This is a genomic window from Blastococcus sp. SYSU DS0533, from assembly GCF_054050775.1.
Map to the genome: position 1 here is coordinate 1 of NZ_JBJGZZ010000003.1, position 20,846 is coordinate 20,846.

Annotated in this window: 23 protein-coding genes and 1 pseudogene; 6 read left to right on the top strand and 18 right to left on the bottom strand. The window is 73.9% G+C overall.

The features are described 5' to 3' along the window. The coding region (locus tag ACI79W_RS04875; RefSeq protein WP_456561255.1) for an integrase core domain-containing protein at nucleotides 1–109 on the top strand (109 nt) is incomplete at its 5' end. 29 nt (nucleotides 110–138) lie between these two features. Further along, entirely contained in the window at nucleotides 139–1,620 is a 1,482-nt protein-coding gene (locus tag ACI79W_RS04880) for a sensor histidine kinase (protein WP_456560952.1), read from the top strand. 126 nt (nucleotides 1,621–1,746) lie between these two features. Here ACI79W_RS04880 and ACI79W_RS04885 read toward each other — a convergent pair whose 3' ends face one another. Together ACI79W_RS04885 and ACI79W_RS04890 are read right to left on the bottom strand one after the other, a co-directional pair. After that, nucleotides 1,747–1,998: a WhiB family transcriptional regulator gene (locus ACI79W_RS04885; RefSeq protein ID WP_091928851.1), complete on the bottom strand. Its 252-nt coding sequence runs from the start codon at nucleotides 1,996–1,998 to the stop codon at nucleotides 1,747–1,749. 280 nt (nucleotides 1,999–2,278) lie between these two features. Then, nucleotides 2,279–3,304, bottom strand: a complete 1,026-nt coding sequence (locus ACI79W_RS04890; RefSeq protein WP_456560953.1) for a diacylglycerol/lipid kinase family protein — start codon at nucleotides 3,302–3,304, stop codon at nucleotides 2,279–2,281. An 88-nt stretch (nucleotides 3,305–3,392) separates the two neighbouring features. On the opposite strand from ACI79W_RS04890, the gene ACI79W_RS04895 reads away from it, so the two are divergent. Beyond that, entirely contained in the window at nucleotides 3,393–3,875 is a 483-nt protein-coding gene (locus ACI79W_RS04895; protein ID WP_456560954.1) for a hypothetical protein, read from the top strand. A gap of 16 nt (nucleotides 3,876–3,891) precedes the next feature. Here the strand turns inward: ACI79W_RS04895 and ACI79W_RS04900 are convergent, their stop codons facing one another. The 6 genes from ACI79W_RS04900 to sodN all read right to left on the bottom strand — a co-directional run bounded on the left by ACI79W_RS04900 (nucleotide 3,892) and on the right by sodN (nucleotide 7,743). Further along, nucleotides 3,892–4,674 (bottom strand): HAD-IIA family hydrolase, encoded by a 783-nt coding sequence (locus ACI79W_RS04900; protein WP_456560955.1) that lies wholly within the window; start codon nucleotides 4,672–4,674, stop codon nucleotides 3,892–3,894. A gap of 24 nt (nucleotides 4,675–4,698) precedes the next feature. Beyond that, on the bottom strand, nucleotides 4,699–5,181 hold the full coding sequence (locus ACI79W_RS04905; RefSeq protein ID WP_456560956.1) for an N-acetyltransferase family protein: 483 nt from the start codon (nucleotides 5,179–5,181) through the stop codon (nucleotides 4,699–4,701). Continuing rightward, nucleotides 5,178–5,975: a CDP-diacylglycerol--serine O-phosphatidyltransferase gene (gene pssA, locus ACI79W_RS04910; protein WP_456560957.1), complete on the bottom strand. Its 798-nt coding sequence runs from the start codon at nucleotides 5,973–5,975 to the stop codon at nucleotides 5,178–5,180. The genes ACI79W_RS04905 and pssA overlap by 4 nt, the downstream gene beginning before the upstream one ends. 8 nt (nucleotides 5,976–5,983) lie before the next feature. Then, nucleotides 5,984–6,661 carry a phosphatidylserine decarboxylase gene (locus ACI79W_RS04915; RefSeq protein ID WP_456560958.1) on the bottom strand — a complete coding sequence of 226 codons (678 nt, stop codon included), beginning with the start codon at nucleotides 6,659–6,661 and terminating at the stop codon, nucleotides 5,984–5,986. Between the two features lie 82 nt (nucleotides 6,662–6,743). Next, nucleotides 6,744–7,157, bottom strand: coding sequence for a VOC family protein (locus tag ACI79W_RS04920; protein ID WP_456560959.1), 414 nt, complete (start codon nucleotides 7,155–7,157; stop codon nucleotides 6,744–6,746). A gap of 181 nt (nucleotides 7,158–7,338) precedes the next feature. Next, nucleotides 7,339–7,743 (bottom strand): superoxide dismutase, Ni, encoded by a 405-nt coding sequence (gene sodN, locus ACI79W_RS04925; protein ID WP_456560960.1) that lies wholly within the window; start codon nucleotides 7,741–7,743, stop codon nucleotides 7,339–7,341. Nucleotides 7,744–7,794: 51 nt separating this feature from the next. Between sodN and ACI79W_RS04930 the strand changes: the two genes are divergently transcribed. Further along, nucleotides 7,795–8,190 carry a S26 family signal peptidase gene (locus ACI79W_RS04930; protein WP_456560961.1) on the top strand — a complete coding sequence of 132 codons (396 nt, stop codon included), beginning with the start codon at nucleotides 7,795–7,797 and terminating at the stop codon, nucleotides 8,188–8,190. Here ACI79W_RS04930 and ACI79W_RS04935 read toward each other — a convergent pair. Continuing rightward, a complete protein-coding gene (locus tag ACI79W_RS04935; protein ID WP_456560962.1) occupies nucleotides 8,176–8,778 on the bottom strand; it encodes a dTDP-4-dehydrorhamnose 3,5-epimerase family protein in 603 nt (200 codons plus the stop codon). The two genes, ACI79W_RS04930 and ACI79W_RS04935, sit on opposite strands and share 15 nt — an antisense overlap. 53 nt (nucleotides 8,779–8,831) lie before the next feature. Between ACI79W_RS04935 and ACI79W_RS04940 the strand changes: the two genes are divergently transcribed. After that, nucleotides 8,832–10,025 (top strand): NAD(P)-dependent malic enzyme, encoded by a 1,194-nt coding sequence (locus ACI79W_RS04940; protein ID WP_456560963.1) that lies wholly within the window; start codon nucleotides 8,832–8,834, stop codon nucleotides 10,023–10,025. On the opposite strand, the gene ACI79W_RS04945 is transcribed toward ACI79W_RS04940, so the two are convergent. The 3 genes from ACI79W_RS04945 to ACI79W_RS04955 all read right to left on the bottom strand — a co-directional run bounded on the left by ACI79W_RS04945 (nucleotide 10,015) and on the right by ACI79W_RS04955 (nucleotide 14,065). Beyond that, a complete protein-coding gene (locus ACI79W_RS04945) occupies nucleotides 10,015–11,454 on the bottom strand; it encodes a pyridoxal phosphate-dependent decarboxylase family protein (RefSeq protein ID WP_456560964.1) in 1,440 nt (479 codons plus the stop codon). The genes ACI79W_RS04940 and ACI79W_RS04945 overlap by 11 nt on opposite strands. Then, nucleotides 11,451–12,794: an MFS transporter gene (locus ACI79W_RS04950; protein ID WP_456560965.1), complete on the bottom strand. Its 1,344-nt coding sequence runs from the start codon at nucleotides 12,792–12,794 to the stop codon at nucleotides 11,451–11,453. Before ACI79W_RS04950 ends, ACI79W_RS04945 begins: the two co-directional genes overlap by 4 nt. Nucleotides 12,795–12,877: 83 nt before the next feature. Next, entirely contained in the window at nucleotides 12,878–14,065 is a 1,188-nt protein-coding gene (locus ACI79W_RS04955) for an RtcB family protein (protein WP_456560966.1), read from the bottom strand. 76 nt (nucleotides 14,066–14,141) lie between these two features. Here ACI79W_RS04955 and ACI79W_RS04960 point away from each other — a divergent pair, with 76 nt between their 5' ends. Further along, nucleotides 14,142–14,438 carry a hypothetical protein gene (locus ACI79W_RS04960; RefSeq protein WP_456560967.1) on the top strand — a complete coding sequence of 99 codons (297 nt, stop codon included), beginning with the start codon at nucleotides 14,142–14,144 and terminating at the stop codon, nucleotides 14,436–14,438. Between the two features lie 6 nt (nucleotides 14,439–14,444). Here ACI79W_RS04960 and ACI79W_RS04965 read toward each other — a convergent pair whose 3' ends face one another. The 6 genes and pseudogenes from ACI79W_RS04965 to ACI79W_RS04990 all read right to left on the bottom strand — a co-directional run bounded on the left by ACI79W_RS04965 (nucleotide 14,445) and on the right by ACI79W_RS04990 (nucleotide 20,807). Next, nucleotides 14,445–15,158, bottom strand: a complete 714-nt coding sequence (locus ACI79W_RS04965; RefSeq protein ID WP_456560968.1) for a metal-dependent hydrolase — start codon at nucleotides 15,156–15,158, stop codon at nucleotides 14,445–14,447. Between the two features lie 60 nt (nucleotides 15,159–15,218). After that, nucleotides 15,219–15,368 (bottom strand): hypothetical protein, encoded by a 150-nt coding sequence (locus ACI79W_RS04970; RefSeq protein ID WP_456560969.1) that lies wholly within the window; start codon nucleotides 15,366–15,368, stop codon nucleotides 15,219–15,221. Between the two features lie 361 nt (nucleotides 15,369–15,729). Next, nucleotides 15,730–15,825: pseudogene (locus ACI79W_RS04975) on the bottom strand (AAA family ATPase); the annotation flags it as partial. Nucleotides 15,826–15,831: 6 nt separating this feature from the next. Further along, entirely contained in the window at nucleotides 15,832–16,020 is a 189-nt protein-coding gene (locus ACI79W_RS04980) for a DUF6104 family protein (RefSeq protein ID WP_113812910.1), read from the bottom strand. An 80-nt stretch (nucleotides 16,021–16,100) separates the two neighbouring features. Further along, complete coding sequence (locus ACI79W_RS04985) at nucleotides 16,101–19,856, bottom strand: multifunctional oxoglutarate decarboxylase/oxoglutarate dehydrogenase thiamine pyrophosphate-binding subunit/dihydrolipoyllysine-residue succinyltransferase subunit (protein ID WP_456560970.1); 3,756 nt, start codon at nucleotides 19,854–19,856, stop codon at nucleotides 16,101–16,103. Nucleotides 19,857–19,997: 141 nt separating this feature from the next. Next, the gene (locus ACI79W_RS04990) at nucleotides 19,998–20,807 is read right to left on the bottom strand and encodes an ankyrin repeat domain-containing protein (RefSeq protein ID WP_456560971.1); all 810 of its coding nucleotides are present in this window, start codon (nucleotides 20,805–20,807) and stop codon (nucleotides 19,998–20,000) included. Nucleotides 20,808–20,846 lie beyond the last annotated feature (39 nt).

Consider the following 20,846-nt stretch of genomic DNA (forward strand, 5'->3'; position numbering starts at 1 on the left):
CGACCAGCGCTCAGCCGCGCTTGCTCCCTGGCTGGAGCACTACAACACTCAACGCCGCCACAGCGCCCTCGGCGGGGAGCCCCCGATCAGCCGACTGGCACCAACGTGATGGCTCGGTACACCTAGGCTCGGACCACCATGAGCAGCCTCTCGGAGCGTCTCACCCGCGGCACGGCCTCCAGCCCCGCCCAGATCGACCACGCGCGGCGCCTGGTGGCCGACTGGCAGCTGTTGGCCGACCTGGCGTTCGCCGACCTGACGCTCTGGGTGCCGCAGTCCTGCGGGTCGTGGTGGTGCGTGGCCCAGGTGCGCCCGCTCACCGCACCCACCAGCCGGCCGGAGGACATGGTGGGCGTCGAGCTGGACGCCGACTCCGCCCGCCCGTTCACCGTGGCGCTCCGGGAGGGGCGCCCCGTCACCGACGGTGAGCCCGACTGGTCGGGGGCGACCCCGCGCCGCCGCGAGGTCATCCCCGTGGCACACGAGGGCACCGGGATCGCCGTGCTGGCCAAGGACACCAACCTCGCGGTGACCAGGTCGCCGTCGACGCTGGAGCTCACCTACCTCGACATCGCCGCCGACCTCTGCCTCATGGTGTCCGCGGGCACCTTCCCCCCGGTCACGCTGCAGGACGCGGAGATGAGCCCTCGGGTGGGGGACGGGCTGGTGCGCCTGGACCGGGCCGGCCGGGTCACCTACGCCAGCCCGAACGCGCTGTCGGCCTACCGCCGGATCGGTGTGGCCGGTGACCTGGCCGGCGCCGTCCTCGCCGAGGTGACGTGCCGCGTGGTGACCGATCGCGTCGCCGGGGAGGCGGCGGCCGCGGGGATCGCAGCTGCGGTCGGCGGGCGCTACCTCGACCCGGTGGACGTCGAGGGCGCCAGCGCGACACTGCTGCTGCGGGCGCTGCCGCTGCAGGCCCCCGGCGCCGAGCACGGCGCGCTGGTGCTCGTCCGCGACGTGACCGACGTCCGCCGGCGCGACCGCGCGCTGCTGACCAAGGACGCGACCATCCGGGAGATCCACCACCGGGTGAAGAACAACCTGCAGACGGTCGCCGCGCTGCTGCGCCTGCAGGCCCGGCGGATGACCGAGCCGGCGGCCCGGGCGGCGCTGGAGGAGTCGGTGCGGCGGGTCGCCTCCATCGCCGTCGTGCACGAGACGCTGGCGGGCAGCCGGGAGGACGTCGTCGACGTCGACGACGTCCTCGACCAGGTGCTGCCGATGCTCGGTGATCTCACCAGCGTGGGCCCCGCAGCCCGCACCCGGCGGATCGGATCGTTCGGGGAGCTGCCCGCGGCCGCCGCGACGCCGCTGGTGCTCGCGGTGACCGAGCTGCTGCACAACGCGGCGGAGCACGCCTTCCCGGAGGGGGCACCGGGCGTGATCGAGCTGGTCGCCGAGCGCGAGGGGGAAGACCTCCGCGTGCGCGTCCGCGACGACGGGCAGGGGCTGCCGCCGGACTTCGACCCCGCGGCGAGCGAGGGGCTCGGGCTGCAGATCGTGCGCACGCTGATCATCAGCGAGCTGGGCGGGAGCCTGGCGATGGGCCCGCTGGAGGGCCGCTCGGGCACCGAGGTGGTGCTGACGCTCCCGGAGAGCGCCCGGCCCCGGCGCTGAGCGCGGCGGGCCCCGGACGACGCCGAGGCCGGCCCGGGAGGTCCCGGACCGGCCTCGTGGCGGTCGGTGCGACTGCGGTGGTGCGGTCGCCGCCAGGTGCACCGGCGGCGCGGTCGTGCTCCGCGGTCAGGCGGTGTGGACCCGGGTGCGAGCCTGGCGCCGCTTCAGCGCGCGTCGCTCGTCCTCGGAGAGCCCACCCCAGACACCGGAGTCCTGGCCGGAGCGCAGGGCCCAGTCCAGGCACGACGAGACCACCGGGCAGCGCTGGCACACGGCCTTGGCCTGCTCGATCTGGACGAGCGCGGGGCCGGTCGTCCCGATCGGGAAGAACAGCTCCGGGTCCTCGTCCCGGCAGAGCGCGCGGTGGCGCCAGTCCATGGCGTTGTACTCCTCGATATCGTCTGCGGTCGGTACGTCAGTCGCTGTACTCGGTCTGCCATCGCCGGGCCGACGCCGGGTCACCCAGCGTCATGTCGTAAGCGACTACCTGCTTTGTTACCGGCAGGTTGCGTTCCAGCAGCGATGTTTTCACGTGCCGGACGCCTGTCAAGGGAAACGCGGTCAGCGCTGACCCCCGCGTGAGCAACCTCACCACGCCCGTGCTAGGCCCGCCACCCGGCAGGAGGAAAACCCTTGCCGGACGATCGAGGAACGCCTCTCAGGCGATGACGCGCAACGCGTGGGGGACGTTCGTGATCCGCACGCCCGTGGCGGTGCCGAGGTGGTCGCCGTCGAGCTGCCAGCCCTGCGGTCGCACCGCCGTCACGGTGAGCTCCTGGAGGTCGTGCCACCGGTGCAGGCCGCGTCCGCGCAGGTCGGGCTCGGGGCGCATGGACTGGCGGAGCGCGCGCAGCATCCGGGCGGTGCCCGTGCGCCCGAGGGCGAAGACGTCCAGCCCGGTGTCGAAGGACGCCTGCGGTGTCGGGTTGACCGGCCGGGCCCCCAGGTACGTCCAGGGGCTGACGTTGGAGACCAGGCAGAGGAACAGCTGCTCCACGGGCGGTTCGCCCGGTACCTCGAGGGCCATGGCCGGCCGCCGCCGCTCGCGGCCGAAGAGGAAGGCGCTCGTGCCCTCCCGGACGTAGAGCGCGCCGGTCGACCGCCGCCCCCGGGCGCGACGGGCCTCGACCCGGGCGATGACCTCGGCGTCGAACCCGAAGCCGGCGGCGAACACGAACCAGCGGGGATCGGTCCACCCGGGGCCGTCGGCCTCGGCGTCTGCGCGGGCGACCGCCTCCGCCGCCGCGGGTGCGACGCCGGTGACCGCCGCGGTGCTGGTACCGGTCGCGCTGGCGGTGCCCAGCGAGACCGACCGGGTGCGGCCGCTGCGCAGCGAGGCGAGGATCTCCGCGGTCGCCTCCACCGGGTCCCGGGACCGGCCCAGCGCCCGGGAGAACACGTTGGTCGACCCGCCGGGCACGACCGCCAGCGCGGGCACATCCGGCCCCGGCCCCTGGGCGAGCAGGCCGTTGACCACCTCGTTGACCGTTCCGTCGCCCCCGAGCGCGACGACGACGTCGATGCCGTCGGCCGCGGCCCGGGCGCCGAGTTCGTGGCCGTGCCCGCGGTGCGTCGTCTCGGCGACGTCGACCTTCAGCTCGCTGGCCAGGGCGCCGACGAGCACGTTGCGCATCTTGGCCGTGGTGGTCGTGGCCGCAGGGTTGACGACCACGAGCGCGCGCATGCCGTCAGGCTAACCAGGGCGTCCCGGCGCCTGCCGGGGATCGCCGGCGCGGGCCGTGGCCGGCGGCCGGCCGCGTAGTCTCGCCGGTGTGACCGAGGACCGCGGCACGCCCGCCCCGCCGCCCCGTCGCCTCGCCGACCGGTTGTTCGGCGCCTCGGCGGCGCAGCCGGCGGCGCGCCCCGTCGAGCCGGGGACGCAGGCGCCGCCGTCGCTGCGCCGGGCCGCGCTCGTGGTGGGGCTGGAGGGCGTGGTCCTCGTCGTCGTCGCGCTCGTCCTGCTCTACCTCACGCTGACCGGCGACCCGGAGAGCGTGCCGCGCGCCCTCGCCGAGGTGGTGCTCGCGTCGCTGGCGGCCGGCGTGCTCCTGGCCGCCGCGCGGGGGCTCTGGCACGTGGCGGCCTGGGCCCGCGGGCCGGTGGTGGCCCTCCAGCTGTTCCTGGGGCTGACCGGCTTCACCTTCGCGTTCTCGGCTCAGCAGCCGCTCGTCGGGCTGCCGATCCTGGCGCTGGTGGCGGCGGTGCTGTACCTGCTGGCCGCACCCGACTCGCGGCTGGCCTACGAGGAGGGCTGAGCCGCCGCCGCGCTCCTCACACCAGCTCGATGACGTCTGCGATCGAGTCGCAGACCCGGCTGGGCCGGAACGGGAAGCGGCTGACCTCGTGCGCCGCCGTCGAGCCGGAGAGGACCAGCACGGTCTCCAGCCCGGCCTCGATGCCGGCGACGACGTCGGTGTCCATGCGGTCACCCACCATGATCGTGGACTCCGAGTGGGCCTCGATCCGGTTCATGGCGCTGCGGAACATCATCGGGTTCGGCTTGCCGACGAAGTAGGGCTTCGCGCCGGTCGCCGCGGTGATCATCGCGGCCACCGACCCGGTCGCCGGGAGCGGGCCCTCGGGGGAGGGGCCGGTGACGTCGGGGTTGGTGGCGATGAAGCGGGCGCCGTTGCCCACGAGCCGGATCGCCCGGGTGATCGCCTCGAAGGAGTACGTGCGGGTCTCCCCGAGGACGACGTAGTCGGGGTCGGTGTCGGTCATGACGTACCCGACCTCGTGCAGCGCGGTGGTGAGCCCCGCCTCGCCGATGACGTACGCCGAGCCGCCGGGCAGCTGCGTGGCGAGGAAGTCCGCCGTCGCGAGCGCCGAGGTCCAGATCGCCTCCTCGGGGACGAGCAGGCCGGTGCGGCTGAGCCGGGCCGCCAGGTCGCGCGGCGTGAAGATGGAGTTGTTGGTGAGCACGAGGAACCGGCGTCGCCGCTCGACCAACCGGTCGAGGAACTCCTTGGCGCCGGGCAGGGCGTTCCCCTCGTGGACGAGGACGCCGTCCATGTCGGTCAGCCAGCACTCGATCGGTCCGCGCTCGGTGGTCACGGGACGAACGCTAGCGCCGAGTGGTCAGCTCCGTCCCGCCGAGGCGAACGAGGCGAGCGCGTCGTCCGTCAGGCGGAACACCGTCCACTCGTCCATGGGGACGGCGCCGGCGGCGCGGTAGAACTCGATCGACGGCGTGTTCCAGTCCAGCACCGACCACTCGAGCCGGCTGTACCCGCGGTCGACGCACACCTGCGCCAGGGTGCGCAGCAGCTCCTTGCCCAGGCCGGCGCCCCGGTGCTGCGGCTGCACGTAGAGGTCCTCGAGGTACACCCCGTGCGTGCCGCGCCAGGTGGAGAAGTTGAGGAACCACAGCGCCGTGCCGACGACCTCGCCCCCGACCACTGCCACGTGGCCGAAGAGGGCGGGGGTGTCGCCGAACAGGCAGGCGGTGAGCTGCTCCTCGGTGAGGCGGACCTCGTGCAGCGCGCGCTCGTACTCGGCGAGCTCGCGCACCAGGCCGACGACGGCGGGGACGTCGTCGGGGCGGATCGGCCGCACGCTCACGACAGGGCCTCCTTGAGCCGGGTGGGCACCAGGCGGCCCAACGGGGAGAGCAGCGGCACCAGGACCGGCGCCAGCAGGTAGCCGTACGCCAACAGGCAGCCGGTGACGACGGGGAACAGCGCGAAACCGATCACCAGCAGCACCGCGGTCGCGACCAGCCCGTACGGGCGGCCGCTCTTCGGGCTGACCAGCGAGCGGAAGGAGCGGAACCGGATGTTGGTGACCATCAGCACCGCCGGGACGGCGACGACCAGGAGCACCCAGAGCCGGTCGCGGCCCTGCATGTCGTCGCCGAAAGCGAAGACCGACGCGAGCACGACGCCCGCCGCGCCCGGGCTGGGCATGCCGGTGAAGTACCGCTTGTCGGCGGTCGGGTCGATCGTCGTGTTGAAGCGGGCCAGCCGGATCGCCGCGCACGCCACCCAGAGGAAGCAGACCACCCAGCCCAGCGGGTCCCACTCGTCGCGGCCCTCGGAGAAGAGCGTGAAGGCCAGCAGCGCCGGGGCCAGACCGAAGGACACCAGGTCGGCCAGCGAGTCGAACTGCAGGCCGAAGGGGGTCACCGCCCCGACCAGCCGGGCGACGGCGCCGTCGGTGATGTCGAACAGCACCGAGAGGCCGATGAGGACGGCGGCGAGGCCGTGGTCACCGCGGATGGAGACCAGGATCGCGCCGAAGCCGCACATCATGTTGCCGAGGGTGAACAGGCTGGGCAGGGTGGCCAGCGCCCGCCGGCGGGTGCCGCGCACCGAGCCCCGCACGAACTCGACGGTGGCCGTGCGCCGTGTCGCCACGGGTGGCCTCAGCGGGTGGCGGGCCAGCGGGCGATGACGGTCTCGCCGCCGCGCACGCGCTGTCCCTCCGTCACGGTGATGGTGCACTCGCGCGGCACGAACACGTCCATGCGCGAGCCGAACTTCATCAGCCCCATGCGTTCCCCCGTCGCCAGCGAGCGGCCGACCCCGGTGCGGGTCACGATCCGGCGCGCGAGGACGCCCACGATCTGCCGGAAGACCACCGTGCGGTCGCCGTCGCGGAGCCGGATCTCGCTGCGCTCGTTCCGGTGCGCCGACTCCTTGCGGTAGGCCGCCAGGAAGCTGCCCTTGCGGTAGGAGCTCTCGACGACCTCCCCGCGGTAGGGCGAGCGGTTCACGTGCACGTCGACCACCGAGAGGAAGACGCTCACCTGCTGCCAGCCGCTCTCGGGGGCGTCGCCTGGGGCCACGCCCTCCTGCGGTTCGCCGGCCACCATGACGACGCCGTCGGCGGGGGAGAGGACGTCGTCCGGACCGGGGGGCGTGGTGTCGCACCGGCGGTCGGGATCCCGGAAGAAGAGCGCCATGTAGGCGGAGAGCCCGAGCAGGGGCCAGGCGGCCAGGCGTGGCCAGCGGCGGCCCGTGACCCGGGCTCCCGCGGCGAGCAGTGCGGCCGGGGTCAGCGGGCCGGCGATGAAGGGCCAGCCGGCGGGGTCGATGCGCATGGTGGCCCCCACGCTACCGGGGGCGGTCGCGCGGGCGCCGTGCCGTCGTCGGACCGCCGGACCCGTGGGCCACGTCCGGGGCTCAGGAGGCGGGTGTGGCGGCGTTGACCAGCCAGCGGACGCCGAACCGGTCGGTGACCTGCCCGAACGTGTCCCCCCACACCTGCTTCTCGAACGGCACGTCCACGGTGCCGCCCGCGGCGAGCCCCTCGAAGTAGCCGGTGAGGGTCTCGGCGTCGTCGCCCGAGAGGGAGCACGAGACCTTGTCGGGCCCGCCCGACTGCGGGTCGTGCCCGTCAGAGGCCATCAGCTCGAGGCCGGTGTCGGTGCGGAGGAAGGCGTGCATGACGCCGTCGTCCGGGTGCTCGCCGCCCCCGCCGCCGGCGTCGCCGAAGGTCATCACCTCCAGCTCCCCACCCAGCACGGAGCGGTAGAACTCCATCGCGGCGCGCGCATCGCCGGCGAAGTGCAGGTACGGGTTGAGACGGACGGCCATGGTCGCTCCTCGGGTCGGTGGCGTTCCGAGGTGGGACGAGGCCCGTGCCCGGAACTCATCGGTGCCCGGGGACGCCACCGGCCGGTGACCCCGAGGGGTCACCGGCCGGCAAGATGCTGGAACGGCCCCGTCCCGAGGCTCGCCCCGAGCGTGCGAGGGGTGAGGAGGACGGGGTCCTCTTTCAGGCCGCGGCCTTGGTCTCCCAGAAGATCTTGTCGATCTCGGCGATGTAGTCGAGCAGCTTCTGTCCCTCGGCCGGGTCCATGCTGCCCTTGCCGCCGGCGGCGCCCGCCTGCTTGGTGGCCTTGTTGAAGAGCTCGTGCAGCTGCGGGTACTTCTCGAAGTGCGGGGGCTTGAAGTAGTCGGTCCACAGCACCCACAGGTGGTGCTTGACCAGGTCCGCCCGCTGCTCCTTGATCATGATCGCCCGGGTCCGGAAGACCGGGTCCTCGTTGCTCTGGTACTTCTCCTGGATGGCCTTGACCGACTCCGCCTCGATGCGGGCCTGGGCCGGGTCGTACACGCCGCAGGGGAGGTCGCAGTGCGCGGTGGCCTCCACGGCGGAGAACATGCGGAACAGACGCATGGGAGGTGCCTCCGGGTTCGTGGGGATGGATCTTCTGCGACCCTACCCGCGGTGATCAGCGCGAACACGTCGGCCGGTCGCGGTCCGGAGGGTCTCCCCGGGCTGGCGACGCGCTGGGTGCTGGCCCGGGTGAGCGGCCCGTCGATGTCCCCGACGGTCCGGCACGGGGACCGCCTGCTCGTGCGCCGGCTGCGGTCGGGTGCGGCGGTGCGCGAGGGCGACGTCGTGCTGGCGCGGTTCCCCACCCGGCCCGAGCTGCTCGTGGTCAAGCGGGTCCGCCGCGCCGTCGAGGGCGGGCACTGGGTGGAGGGCGACAACCCGTTCGTGGCCGACGACAGCCGCGCCTTCGGGGCCGCCGCCGTCGTGGGCCGGGTGGTGGGCCGGGTGTGGCCGCGCCCGGGCCGGCTGCCGCCGGTGCCCCGGGCGTCCGGCTCAGGCCCCGCGTAGCTGCGCGTACCGCTGCGCGCACTCCTCCACCGTGGGCAGCAGACCCTGGTCCCGCGCCTCGGCGAGGGTGGGCGCCGTGCGGTCCTTGGCCGACATCTCGAGCGCGACGTCGGCCGGCCACGGCAGGGCGAGGTCGGGGTCCAGCGGAGAGACGCCGAACTCGCGCCCGGGGTCGTAGGGGGAGGACACCAGGTAGGTGACCGAGCTGCCGTCGGCCAGGGCGAGGAAGGCGTGCCCGAGCCCCTCGGCGAGGTACACCGCCCGCGGCCGCTCGCTGTCGAGCAGCACCGTGTCGTGCACCCCGAACGTCGGCGAGCCGACCCGGACGTCGACGACGACGTCGAGCACCCGGCCCGCCGGGCAGTAGACGTACTTGGCCTGGCCAGGGGGCACGAGGGCGAAGTGGACCCCGCGCAGCACGCCCGCCGCCGAGACGCTGTGGTTGGCCTGCGCGACAGTCGGCGGGTGTCCCAGCCACTGGGACAGGAGGTCGGCGCGGTACCACTCCGTGAAACGCCCCCGCGTGTCCTCGTGCGGCGGCAGGTCGATCACGTAGCTGTCGGGCACGGCGAGCTCGCGGATCTCCACGACCGCACCGTAGCGACAGGGCGGTCCCCGGCCGGGTTTACGCTGCTGTGCCCATGAGCGGAAATCCGACCTCCGGGGACCACGTCGGCACCGACCGTTTCGCCGCCGACCCGGCGTTCGCGGTGCACGAGGGCGGCAAGCTCGTGGTGTCGTCGACCCGCTCGATCGGCTCCGTCGCCGACCTCGCCCTCACCTACACCCCGGGGGTCGCGCGGGTCTCGAGCGCGATCGCCGCCGAGCCGGACCTCGCGCGCCGGTTCACCTGGGCCCCCCGCGTCGTCGCCGTCGTCTCGGACGGCACCGCGGTGCTGGGCCTGGGGGACATCGGGCCGGCCGCGTCCCTGCCGGTCATGGAGGGCAAGGCCTGCCTCTTCAGCGAGTTCGCCGGCCTCTCGTCGGTGCCGATCGTCCTCTCCACCACGGACGTGGACGAGATCGTCGAGACGGTGGCGGCGATCGCACCGTCCTTCGGCGGGATCAACCTGGAGGACATCAGCGCGCCCCGGTGCTTCGAGATCGAGGCCCGGCTGCGCGAGCGCCTGGACATCCCGGTCATGCACGACGACCAGCACGGGACGGCGATCGTGGTGCTCGCCGCGCTGCGCAACGCCGCGAGGGTCGTGGGCCGCGAGCTGGCGGACCTGCGGGTCGTGGTCTCCGGCGCCGGGGCCGCGGGCGTCGCCTGCACCAAGATCCTGCTCGAGGCGGGTGTCGGCGAGATCGCCGTCGCCGACTCGCAGGGCATCCTGCACGCGGGCCGCGAGGTCACGGGCACCAAGCAGTGGCTGGTCGAGAACACCAACCGGGGCGGGTTCGCCGGCACCATGGTGTCCGCTCTCGAGGGCGCCGACGTCTACCTCGGGGTCTCCGGTGGCTCGGTGCCCGAGGCGGCGATCGCCTCGATGGCCGACAACTGCATCGTGTTCTCCCTCGCCAACCCGACGCCGGAGGTCGACCCCGGGATGGCGGCGAAGTACGCCGCCGTCGTCGCGACCGGCCGCAGCGACCTGCCCAACCAGATCAACAACGTGCTGGCCTTCCCAGGCGTCTTCCGCGGCGCCATCGACGCCGGTGCCACGCGCATCACCGAGGAGATGAAGCTGGCGGCCGCCACCGCGATCGCGGGCGTCGTGGGCGACGACCTGCGGCCGGACTACATCGTGCCCAGCCCCCTGGACCGCCGGGTCGCGACCGCCGTCGCCGAGGCCGTGGGCGCCTGCGCCCGGAGGCAGGGGGTCACCCGCTGAGCGTGGGTCGGTAGACCCGCCCCAGCACCCCGGCCAGCAACCGCTCGGCGACCGGCCGGGGGAGGGCTGCCACGAGGGCGTGCACCGGTGCCATGCGCTCGGGGAGCGCGCCGCCGGAGACCCCGGCCAGCTCCAGCAGCGCCTCGACCTCGGCGACCGTCAGCGCCGCCGGGTCGGTGGTCGCGCCCGCGGACACCAGGGCGGGGTCGGGCACGGGGCGGGGGAGGGCGGCCGCCGCGCGCGCGGCGTCGCGGAGGTCGGCCAGCAGCGCGTCCACCCGGTCGGCGGTGGCCGCGGTGACGGTGAGGTGCAGGGTGGCGGGCAGGTCGCCGCCGTCCTGGGCGAAGGGCGGCTGCGGCTGCAGCAGCCAGCCGCGTGCCGTCATCTCGTCGGCGAGGTGCAGCACGTCGATGCCCTCGGGGCCGTCCGCGGCCAGGGCGACGAGCGTCGCGACCGGCCGGCCGACGACCCGCAGCCCGTCGATGGCGGCGGCGCCGGAGGCGAGCCGGACGGCGGCGCCCCGGGCGCGGCGGGCCAGCTCCCGGTACCCGTCGGTGCCCAGCCAGCGGTGCACCGCCCAGGCGGCCGCCATGGCCCCGGCGGGGCGGGTGCCGGCCAGGGTCGGGTTGACCACCGGGTACCCGGGCCAGCCCGCGGTGGCGAACCAGTGCGCGTGCCGCAGCTCCGGGGTGGCGGTGAGCAGCAGCGAGACGCCCTTGGGCGCGTAGCCGTACTTGTGCAGGTCCACCGACAGCGAGGTCACGCCGGGCACCGAGAGGTCGAACGGCCCGGGGACGTCGTCGAGGAACGGCAGGACCCAGCCGCCGATGCAGGCGTCCACGTGGCAGGGGATCCCGGCGGCGGCGGCGAGCCCCGCGACCGTCCCGACCGGGTCGAGCACGCCGTGGGGGTAGGACGGCGCGCTGACGACCACCAGGACCGTGCGCTCGTCGAGCTGGCGGACGACCGCCGACGGGTCGGCCCGGCAGGTGACCGGGTCCACCGGGATGTCCACGACCTCGATGCCGAAGAGGTGCGCGGCCTTGCGGAAGGCGGCGTGGGCCGTCACGGGCAGGAGCACGCGGGGGCGCCCGGTGCCGCCCCGGGCGCGCCACTGCTCGCGCGCGGCCAGGACCGCGAGCGCGCAGCTCTCCGTGCCGCCGCTGGTCAGCGTCCCCACGGCGTCCGGCCCACCCCCGAGCAGCTCGAGCGCGGCGCCGACCAGGTCGTTCTCGATGCGGGCGACGCTGGGGAAGGCGGTGGGGTCGAGCGCGTTGGTCCACTGGAACGCGGCCTGCGCGGCCGAGGCCAGCTCGTCGACCTCGGCGAGCCCGGAATCGTAGACGTAGGCCATCGTCGCCCCGCCGTGGGTGGGCACGTCGTCGCGCTGCAGCGCGGTCAGCTCGGCGAGCACGTCCTGGGGCGTCACGCGGGGACCTCCTGGGTGGGGACGGCGTCGAGCCGGTAGCGGGCGAGCACGGGCAGGCTGGCGAGCACGAGCAGGGCGGGCACCAGGGTGAAGCCGACCCGCACGGCGAGGACGGCGCCGGCCGGCTGTGCGACGACCTCGCCGCCGGTGGAGGAGACGTAGCCGGCGACGGCGAGCAGCCCACCCAGGAGGCCGGGGCCGATGGCGAGGCCCAGGGTCTCGGCCGCCGTCCAGACGCCGGTGAAGACACCCGCCCGGCGCGCGCCGGAGGAGGCCTCGTCGGCGGCGATGACGTCGGGCAGCATGGCCAGCGGGAACATCTGCATGCCGGCGTAGCCGACCCCGACCAGCGCCACGAGGCCGACCGCGAACCCCGTGCCGCCCTCGGGGACGACGGCGAGCGCGCCCGCTGCCCCGGCGAACAGCAGCGAGGCGGCCAGCAGCCCCGCCCGCTTGCCCACCCGGCGGCCCGTCCGCAGCCACAGCGGCATGACCAGGATCGCCGGGCCGACCAGCGCGGCGAACAGCAGCGTCCCCGCCGCGGGGTCACCGAGCACCTGCTCGGAGAAGTACGGCACCCCGGCCAGCATCACGCCGATGCCCAGCGCCTGGACGACGAATCCGGTCAGCAGGACCCGGAAGGGCCGGGAACGCCACGCCAGTCGCAGGGTGGCGCCGAGCCGTCCCTCGCTGCGCACCCGGGTCAGCGTCGGCGCGCCCCGGGTGCCGACGACGGCGCCGAGCATCCCGAGGGCCAGCAGCACGGCGACGAACACCGACATGGCCAGGTGGCCGCTGCGCCCGCCCCCGAAGGCGTCGACGACGGCGGGCGCGCCCGCGCCCGCCAGCAGGATGCCGACCGCGAGCGCGGCGACCCGCCAGGACATCAGCGTCGACCGCTCGTCCGGGTCGTCGGTGATCTCGGCCGGCTGGGCGACGTAGGGCACCTGGAAGCAGCCGTAGGCCGTGGCGGCGAGCAGGAACGTGACGGCCACCCAGCCCGCGGCTGCCGCCGGCGGGGCGCCCGGCCCCGCGAACACCAGGACGAACAGCGGGGGGAGGGCGACGCCGCCGGCCAGCATCCACGGCCGGCGGGGCCCCCAGCGGCTCTCGGTGCGGTCCGAGCGGCTGCCGATCCACGGGTTGAGCAGCACGTCCCAGGCCTTGGGGGCGAAGACCACCAGCCCGGCGATGCCCGCGGCCACGCCCAGCACGTCGGTCAGGTAGTACAGGAGCAGCAGCCCGGGGACCGTGCCGAAGGCGGCCGTCCCGATCGACCCCGTGGCGTAGCCCAGGTGCGTGCCCCGGGTCAGCCGGGGGCCCGATGAGACGGCGGTCACAAGATCGAGACGGTACCCCTTCACGCTGCCGCGGGGTGGCCCCTGCAGGGGACCCGCCGCGAGCGAACGGTGGGGGTCCTGCGTCAGTCGCCCTTGACGTTGACCAGCTGGCGCAGCGTGTGCCGGACCTCGACGAGATCGGCGGCGTCGGCCATCACGACGTCGACGTCCTTGTACGCAGCGGGGATCTCGTCGAGGAACGCGTCGCTGTGCCGCCACTCGATCCCGCGCATCGACTCGTCGAGCTGGGCCCGCGTGAAGGTCCGGCGCGCCTTGCTGCGCGAGTACACCCGGCCGGCGCCGTGCGGCGAGCTGTTCAGCGAGTCCGCGTTGCCCAGGCCGGTGACGACGTAGCTCGCCGTCCCCATCGAGCCGGGGATCAGGCCGGCCTGCCCCCTCTCCGCCTGGATGGCGCCCTTGCGCGACACCCACAGCTCCTCGCCGAAGTGCCGCTCGTGCTGCGTGAAGTTGTGGTGGCAGTTGACCCGCTCCAGCTCCGGGGTCGCGTCGGCGCGCATGTGCCGGGCCAGGGCGTCGGCGACCCGGTCCATCATCTCCTCGCGGTTGAGGAGCGCGAAGTGCTGCGCCCACCGCAGCTCGGCGATGTAGCGGTCGAACTCCGGGGTCCCCTCGTCCAGCCAGGCGAGGTCGCGGTCGGGCAGGTCGAGGCCGTCGCGCCGCGCACGCTCCTGCGCGATCGCGATGTGCTTCTGGGCGATCTTGTTGCCCACTCCGCGGCTGCCGGAGTGGAGGAACAGCCAGACGCGGTCCCGCTCGTCCGCGGTCACCTCGATGAAGTGGTTGCCCGACCCGAGGCTGCCCAGCTGGAGCGCCCAGTTCGGGGCCGTCGTCGTCACCGAGTGCAGGACGCGGTCGCCGAGCTCCTCGGCCGTGGCCTCGAGCTCCGCGACCCGGCGGCGGGCGGTCTCGGTCAGCTTCTTGTTGTAGCGGCCCGCCGACAGCGGGACGGCGCGCTCGATGTCACCGCGCAGCGGCGCGAGCGGGCCCCGTGCCCGCACCTCGTCCACCGACCAGGGCGTGCGGACGGCGATCATGCCGCAGCCGATGTCGACACCGACCGCCGCCGGGATGATCGCCCGCCGGGTGGGCAGCACCGAGCCCACGGTGGCGCCCTTGCCCAGGTGGGCGTCCGGCATCAGCGCGACGTGCGGGTCGACGATGTCGAGGGAGGCGGTGCGCTCGGCCTGCCGGCGGGTCTCCTCGTCGAGGATGCTCGCCCAGTTCAGCAGCTTGTCCGAAAGTCTCTCCACCCGCTGGATTCTCCGGCGGGGCACGGTCGGCGGCGACTCGTTCACCCGGCGCCCGGTCGCGGGTACAGGTGCGGCCATGGCAGCGGGCAGGGCGGCGGTGGCCGCGACGGACCAGTGGGTCGACCCCGACGACGGGATCCGGTACCCCGCAGGGGAGGTGCACGCGTGGGAGCGCGGGCGGAACGAGACGGTCTGCGGGCTGTCGCTGAGCCGCTCGCGCCTCACCCGCTTCCCGCACGTCGGCTGGCCGGACGTGCAGCCGGAGTCGGGCCGGCACGCCGAGGAGGTCCAGGCGGTGTGCCGCCGCTGCCGCGCCGGTCAGGGCGCCCGCCGCGACGACCGCGGGTGGACGCGGACCGATCCACGCCCGTGACCCGGCTCAGCCCCAGCTGAGCAGCCGGTCCACGATCGGGTCGAGCGCGGTGTGCAGCTCGGTGTTGGTGTACGCGAACACGGCCGTGGCGACGACGAACAGCGGGACCAGCGCGACCTTCTCCACGGTGGCGCCGGTGCGGACCGGCGAGAGCGCCAGGCGCTTGCGCTTCACCAGCCAGAGCAGCGGCACCGGCACTCCCGCGGTGGTGATCGCGTCGCCGACGACGTGGGTGAGCACGCCGGCGGCGACCGCCCAGGGCAGCCAGGACGGGGTGCCGGTGTGGTCGAGCAGCAGCCAGGCGCCACACCAGGACAGCAGCAGGTTGCCCAGGATCGTCGTCTCGGCGCGGCCCGGGATCACGAAGTGCAGGGCACGGAGCGCGAGCCCGATCGCGAGCGCGAGCAGCAGCAGGCTGGACCAGAAGGCCCCGGAGGCCGCCATCGCCAGCGCACCGAAGGCCACCGGCGCGAGGACGGCGTCGTGCGTACCCCAGCGGTGCCCGCCCGCGAGCGCCCCGACCGCGCCGGCGGGCACGTCGGTCACGGGGCCCCACATGTCCGACACCGTGGAGTTGCGGTGGTCGAGGTCGGGGAGCATCGCGAACCCGCCGACGGCCGCGACCCATGCACCCTGGCCCACCGCGCCCTGCACCGGGGCCCACGGCAGCGTCGCGGCGCCGGCGGCGAGGCCGGAGAGCGCATGGGAGTGACCGAGCACGTGCCCAGCGTGCCGCCGCGCCGCGCCGGACCGCGGCAGGTGCGGCGGCGTGTCCGGCCTTCAGCCGGCGAGCAGGTGGCGCAGCAGGCGCTCCGGGGGTCGAAGAAGGCCTGCCAGTCGCGGACACAGGTCGAGTTCCGCCCACGGCCGCTCGATGAACCCCGTGCCGTCCAGCTCGTAGACGCGCGCACCCGGCAGGGCCGCGAGCACGGGGAGTGGGTGGCCACCAGGACCTGGGAGCCGGTCGCTGCCACGCCGTGCAGCAACGCCACCAGCCGGAGCGACGACCGGAACGACAGGGCGGACTCCGGTTCGTCGAGCACCCACAACCCGCGCTCGGTGGTCCGCGACTCCAGCAAGGCGAGGGAACCCGCACCATGGGAGCAGGCGGCGAGCGGTACGCCGTCGAAGGCGCGCAGCTCGTGGGCGGCGCTGTCGATGCCGGCGAAGACGTCGTGCACGGCCTCACCGCGCAGCCAGACCCCGCCCTGCGGGCGGGGGCGCTCGCCGGGGAGCTCGAGGTCGCGCCACAGCGCGGCGTCCTCGGTGAAGGGCAGGGGCCCCCAGTGCTTCACCTGACGGTCAGCGACGCCCGCCAGGCGTGCGCGACGGCCTCGACGATCGTCGACTTGCCACTGCCGTTCTCACCGACGAGCACCGCGAGCGGGGGCCCTCACTCGTCGAGGTCGTCGTCGTCCGTGCCGCCCCGGGCGAGCCAGGTGGCCAGCCGCTCGACGGGCACCTCGAAGTCGGGGTGCTGGTCGACGAACGCCTGCATCTGGTCGGCGAGCCAGGCGAGCGTGACCTGCTCCCCGCCCCGCCGTTCGGCGAGCTCTTCCAGGCCCCGGTCGGTGAAGTACATGCCGGAGAACCTACGACGCCCGACCCCCGGGGTGATCGGGGGCCGGGCGTCGTAGGTGGTCGCGCGCGGAGGAGGCCCGGTCAGTCCGCGAAGGCCTCGGCGACCAGCTTGCGCTGCTCGACCTCGTGCACCTTCGCGGAGCCGACCGCCGGGCTCGCCGAAGCCCGGCGGCTGACCCGCCGGAGCTTCCGGCCCGCGGGCAGCTCCTCGGGCAGGTTGACGGCCATGAACTGCCAGGCGCCCATGTTCGCCGGCTCCTCCTGCACCCAGACCACGTCGGTGGCCTCCGGGTAGCGCTCGAGCTCGGCGCGGATCTGCTCGGCCGGCAGCGGGTAGAGCTGCTCGACGCGGACGATCGCGGTGTCGGCGATGCCCTCGTTCTCCCGCTGCGCCATCAGGTCGTAGGCGACCTTGCCGCTGCACAGGAGCACGCGCTTCACCGCGGACCCGTCCAGCGGCTCGCCGCCCACGCCGGTGTCGGCCAGGACCGGGCGGAAGCCCTCGTCGGTGAACGCCTCGACCGGGCTGACCGCCGCCTTGGCCCGCAGCAGCGACTTCGGCGTGAAGACGACCAGCGGCCGGTGCACGTCCGACAGCGCCTGGCGGCGGAGCAGGTGGAAGTAGTTGCCCGGGGTGGTGCAGTTGGCGACGGTCATGTTGTTCTCCGCCGACAGCTGCAGGAACCGCTCGATCCGGCCGCTGGAGTGGTCGGGTCCCTGCCCCTCCATGCCGTGCGGCAGCAGCAGGACGACGCCGGAGCGCTGCCCCCACTTGGCCTCGCCGGAGCTGATGAACTCGTCGATGACCATCTGGGCACCGTCGACGAAGTCACCGAACTGCGCCTCCCAGAGCACCAGGGCCCGGGGGTTGGCCACGGAGTAGCCGTACTCGAAGCCGAGGGCGGCGTACTCGCTCAGCAGCGAGTCGTAGACGAAGAACTTGGCCTGCTCGTCGGTGAGGTTGGCCAGGGGCGTGTACTCCGCGCCGTTCTCCCGGTCGATGAGCACCGAGTGGCGCTGCACGAAGGTGCCGCGGCGGGAGTCCTGCCCGGCCAGCCGGACCGGCACGCCCTCCATCAGCAGCGACCCGAAGGCCAGCAGCTCGCCCATGGCCCAGTCGATGCCGCCCTCGCTCGCCATCGCGGCCCGCTTCTCCAACATCTTCTGGAGCTTCGGGTGCGGGGTGAAGTCCGGCGGGAAGGAGACGTGCGCGTCGCCGATGGTCTTGAGGACCTCCTGCGTGATCGCCGTCCGCACCGTGGACTCCTGCGGCGTGCGCGGGTCCATGACCGGCTCGGGCTTGGAGGAGTCCTGCGCGTCGTGCGTCTCGGCGAACGCCCGCTCGAGCTGACCGCGGTAGTCCTTGAGGGCCTCCTCGGCCTCCTCGAGCGTGATGTCACCGCGGCCGACCAGCGCCTCGGTGTACAGCTTCCGCACCGAGCGCTTGCGGTCGATGATGTCGTACATCTGCGGCTGGGTCATCGAGGGGTCGTCGCCCTCGTTGTGCCCGCGGCGGCGGTAGCAGACGAGGTCGATGACGACGTCCTTCTTGAACTGCTGCCGGTACTCGACCGCCAGCCGGGCCACCCGGACGCAGGCCTCCGGGTCATCGCCGTTGACGTGGAAGATCGGGGCGTTGACCATCCGGGCGACGTCGGTCGAGTAGAGCGTCGAGCGCGCCGAGCCGGGGCTGGTCGTGAAGCCGACCTGGTTGTTGATGACCACGTGGACCGTGCCGCCGGTGCGGTAGCCGCGCAGCTGGGAGAGGTTCAGCGTCTCCTGCACCACGCCCTGGCCGGCGAACGCGGAGTCGCCGTGCAGCAGCACCGGGAGCACCGTGAAGCCCTGCTCGCCCTTGTCGATCATGTCCTGCTTGGCGCGGACGATGCCCTCGAGGACGGGGTTCACCGTCTCCAGGTGGCTGGGGTTGCTGGCCAGCGAGACGGCGATCTCGGCATCGGGCTTGAACGGGTTGCGGAACTTCCCGGTCGCGCCGAGGTGGTACTTCACGTCACCGGAGCCCTGGACGGTCCCCGGGTCGATGTTGCCCTCGAACTCGCCGAAGATCTTGGCGTAGCTCTTGCCGAGCACGTTGGCGAGCACGTTGAGCCGGCCGCGGTGGGCCATGCCGATCGCGACCTCGTCCAGGCCGTGGTCGGTACCGGCGATGAGGACCTCGTCGAGGATCGGGATCACCGACTCCCCGCCCTCGAGGCTGAACCGCTTCTGCCCGACGTACTTCGTCTGCAGGAAGGTCTCGAAGGCCTCGGCCGCGTTGAGTCGGCCGAGCACGTGCTTCTGCTTCTCCCGGTCGGGCTGGGCGTGCTTGACCTCGATCCGCTCCTGGAGCCACTCGCGCTCCTCGGGGTCGGTGATGTGCATGTACTCCACGCCGACGGTGCGGCAGTAGGAGTTGCGCAGCACGCCGAGGATGTCCCGCAGCGCCATGAGCCGCTCGCCGGCGAACCCGCCCACCGGGAAGGTCCGGTCCAGGTCCCACAGCGTCAGCCCGTGCTGGAGGATGTCCAGGTCGGGGTGGGTGCGGACCTTGAACTCCAGGGGGTCCGTGTCGGCCATCAGGTGGCCGTTGCGCCGGTAGGATTCGATGACCTCGATGACCCGGGCTTCCTTGTCGATCTGCCCCTCGCGCGTCACCCGCACGTCCGGCATCCAGCGCACCGGCTCGTAGGGGATCCGCAGCGAGCGGAAGACCTCGTCGTAGAAGCCGTCCTCACCCAGCAGCAGCGCGTGCAGCTTGCGCAGGAAGTCGCCGGACTCGGCGCCCTGGATGATCCGGTGGTCGTAGGTCGAGGTGAGCGTGATGATCTTCGAGACGCCCATCTCGGTGAGCACCTCGGGGCTCATCCCCTGGAACTCGGCCGGGTACTCCATGGCGCCCACGCCGATGATCGCGCCCTGCCCGGCGGTCAGCCGCGGCACCGAGTGGTTGGTGCCGATGGTGCCGGGGTTGGTCAGGCTGATCGTGGTGCCGGAGAAGTCCTCCATCGTCAGCTTGTTGTTCCGGGCCCGGCGGATGATGTCCTCGTAGGCCGCCCAGAAGCCGGCGAAGTCCATCTCCTCGGCGGCCTTGATCGACGCCACCACCAGCGAGCGCGAGCCGTCGGGCTTCGGCAGGTCGATGGCGAGCCCGAAGTTGACGTGCTCGGGCTGCACCAGCACCGGCTTGCCGTCCACCTCGGCGAAGGCGCTGTTCATGTTCGGGAACGAGTCGAGCGCCCGGACGAGCGCGTAGCCGATGAGGTGCGTGAAGGAGATCTTGCCGCCGCGCGCACGGGCCAGGTGGTTGTTGATGACGATGCGGTTGTCGGCCAGCAGCTTGGCCGGGACCGCGCGCACGCTCGTCGCCGTCGGCACGGTCAGCGAGGCGTTCATGTTCTTGACCACCGCCGCGGCGGCGCCGCGCAGAGGGGACTGCTTGCCGTTGCCGGCCGGCGGCTTGGGCGCAGCGGGGGCGGGCTTGGCGGCGGGCTGGTCGGTCTTCTGCACGGGCTGGCTCCCCGTCGGCTGGGACCCGGCGGCCGGGCGCTGGACGTCGGGCTTCTCCGCGGCCGGGGCCGCGGGGGGCGAGGCGGGGGCCTCGGCGGGGGCCGCCCGCTCCGGCGCCGGCGCCGCGGGAGCCGCGTTCCCCGAGGGCGCGTGCTCCCGGTCGTCACCGGCCGGCGGACCGGGACGGTAGTCGGCGAAGAACTCGTGCCACGCCTGATCGACGCTGGACGGGTCGGCGAGGAACTGCTGGTACATCTCCTCGACCAGCCACTCGTTGGTGCCGAACCCGGCGACCGGGGACGAGGTGGACGACGGTCGGGATGAACTCACGCTTGACACGGGGTCGAGTGCCTTCTTCGTCTCGGGGCTGCGTCTGAGGGGCGCGTCGCTGGACCGGGTGTCGAGTCTACGCCCGTGCCGGGTGACCGACCGGGTGCGGAGCGGGATCCGCGCGCCTGTCCCACCTGGTGGTCAGTGCGTGGCGCCGTGGGCGACGAGGAGCTCGACCAGGGCGTCGTTGCCGCTGGCCCGGTCCTCGTCCGCACGTCGGTGCCGGGCCGCCGCGACGCGGCTGATGTCCAGCGCGCTGGCGCCGTCGTGCGTCGTGGCGTTGACGTCGGCCCCGGCGTCCAGGAGCGCCCGGACGATCTCCGGTGCGTCGCCCGTCGCTCCCGCTGCCACGGCGGTGTGCAGGGGGGTGCGACCGGTGTCGGGGTCCCGGCGGTCGACGCCGGCGCCGGCGTCGAGGAGCAGGCGGACCAGCTCCGCGCTGCCGCCGGCGGAGGCCGCGTGCAGGGCGCCCCCGTCGGCGTCCGCACCCCGGTCCAGCAGCAACCGCGCCGCGCCGGCGGCCCCGCCGAACGCCGCCCACGCGAGCAGGTCGACCCCGGTGGCCGGGTCGGTGAGCGCCGCTCCGGCGTCCAGCTCGGCCGCGAGCCGGTCGACGTCGTCGAGGTAGGCCGCGCTGGACGCGTCGAGGACCGCGCCCAGCTCCACCAGCACCGGCACCAGGTCCGGTGCGTGCTCGAGCGCCACGTGCAGCGGGGTGCGGTGCTGGTCGGTGCGCGCGGTGAGGTCCGCGCCTGCGGCGGCCAGCACGCGGACGATCTCCGCACGGTCGCAGGCGACCGCGAGGTGCAGGGGGGTCCAGCCGCCCTGGCCGTCCCGCTCGACGGCGCCCTCGAGGAGCTGGGGCGAGTCGGCGACCGCCGACCGGACGGCATCGGTGTCGCCGTCCACGATCAGCCGGCCGAGGCGTTGGACGGTCATGCGAGTGGTCACGCGTTCTCCGTTCTGCGTTCGTGGCTGCCCGGCGCGTGC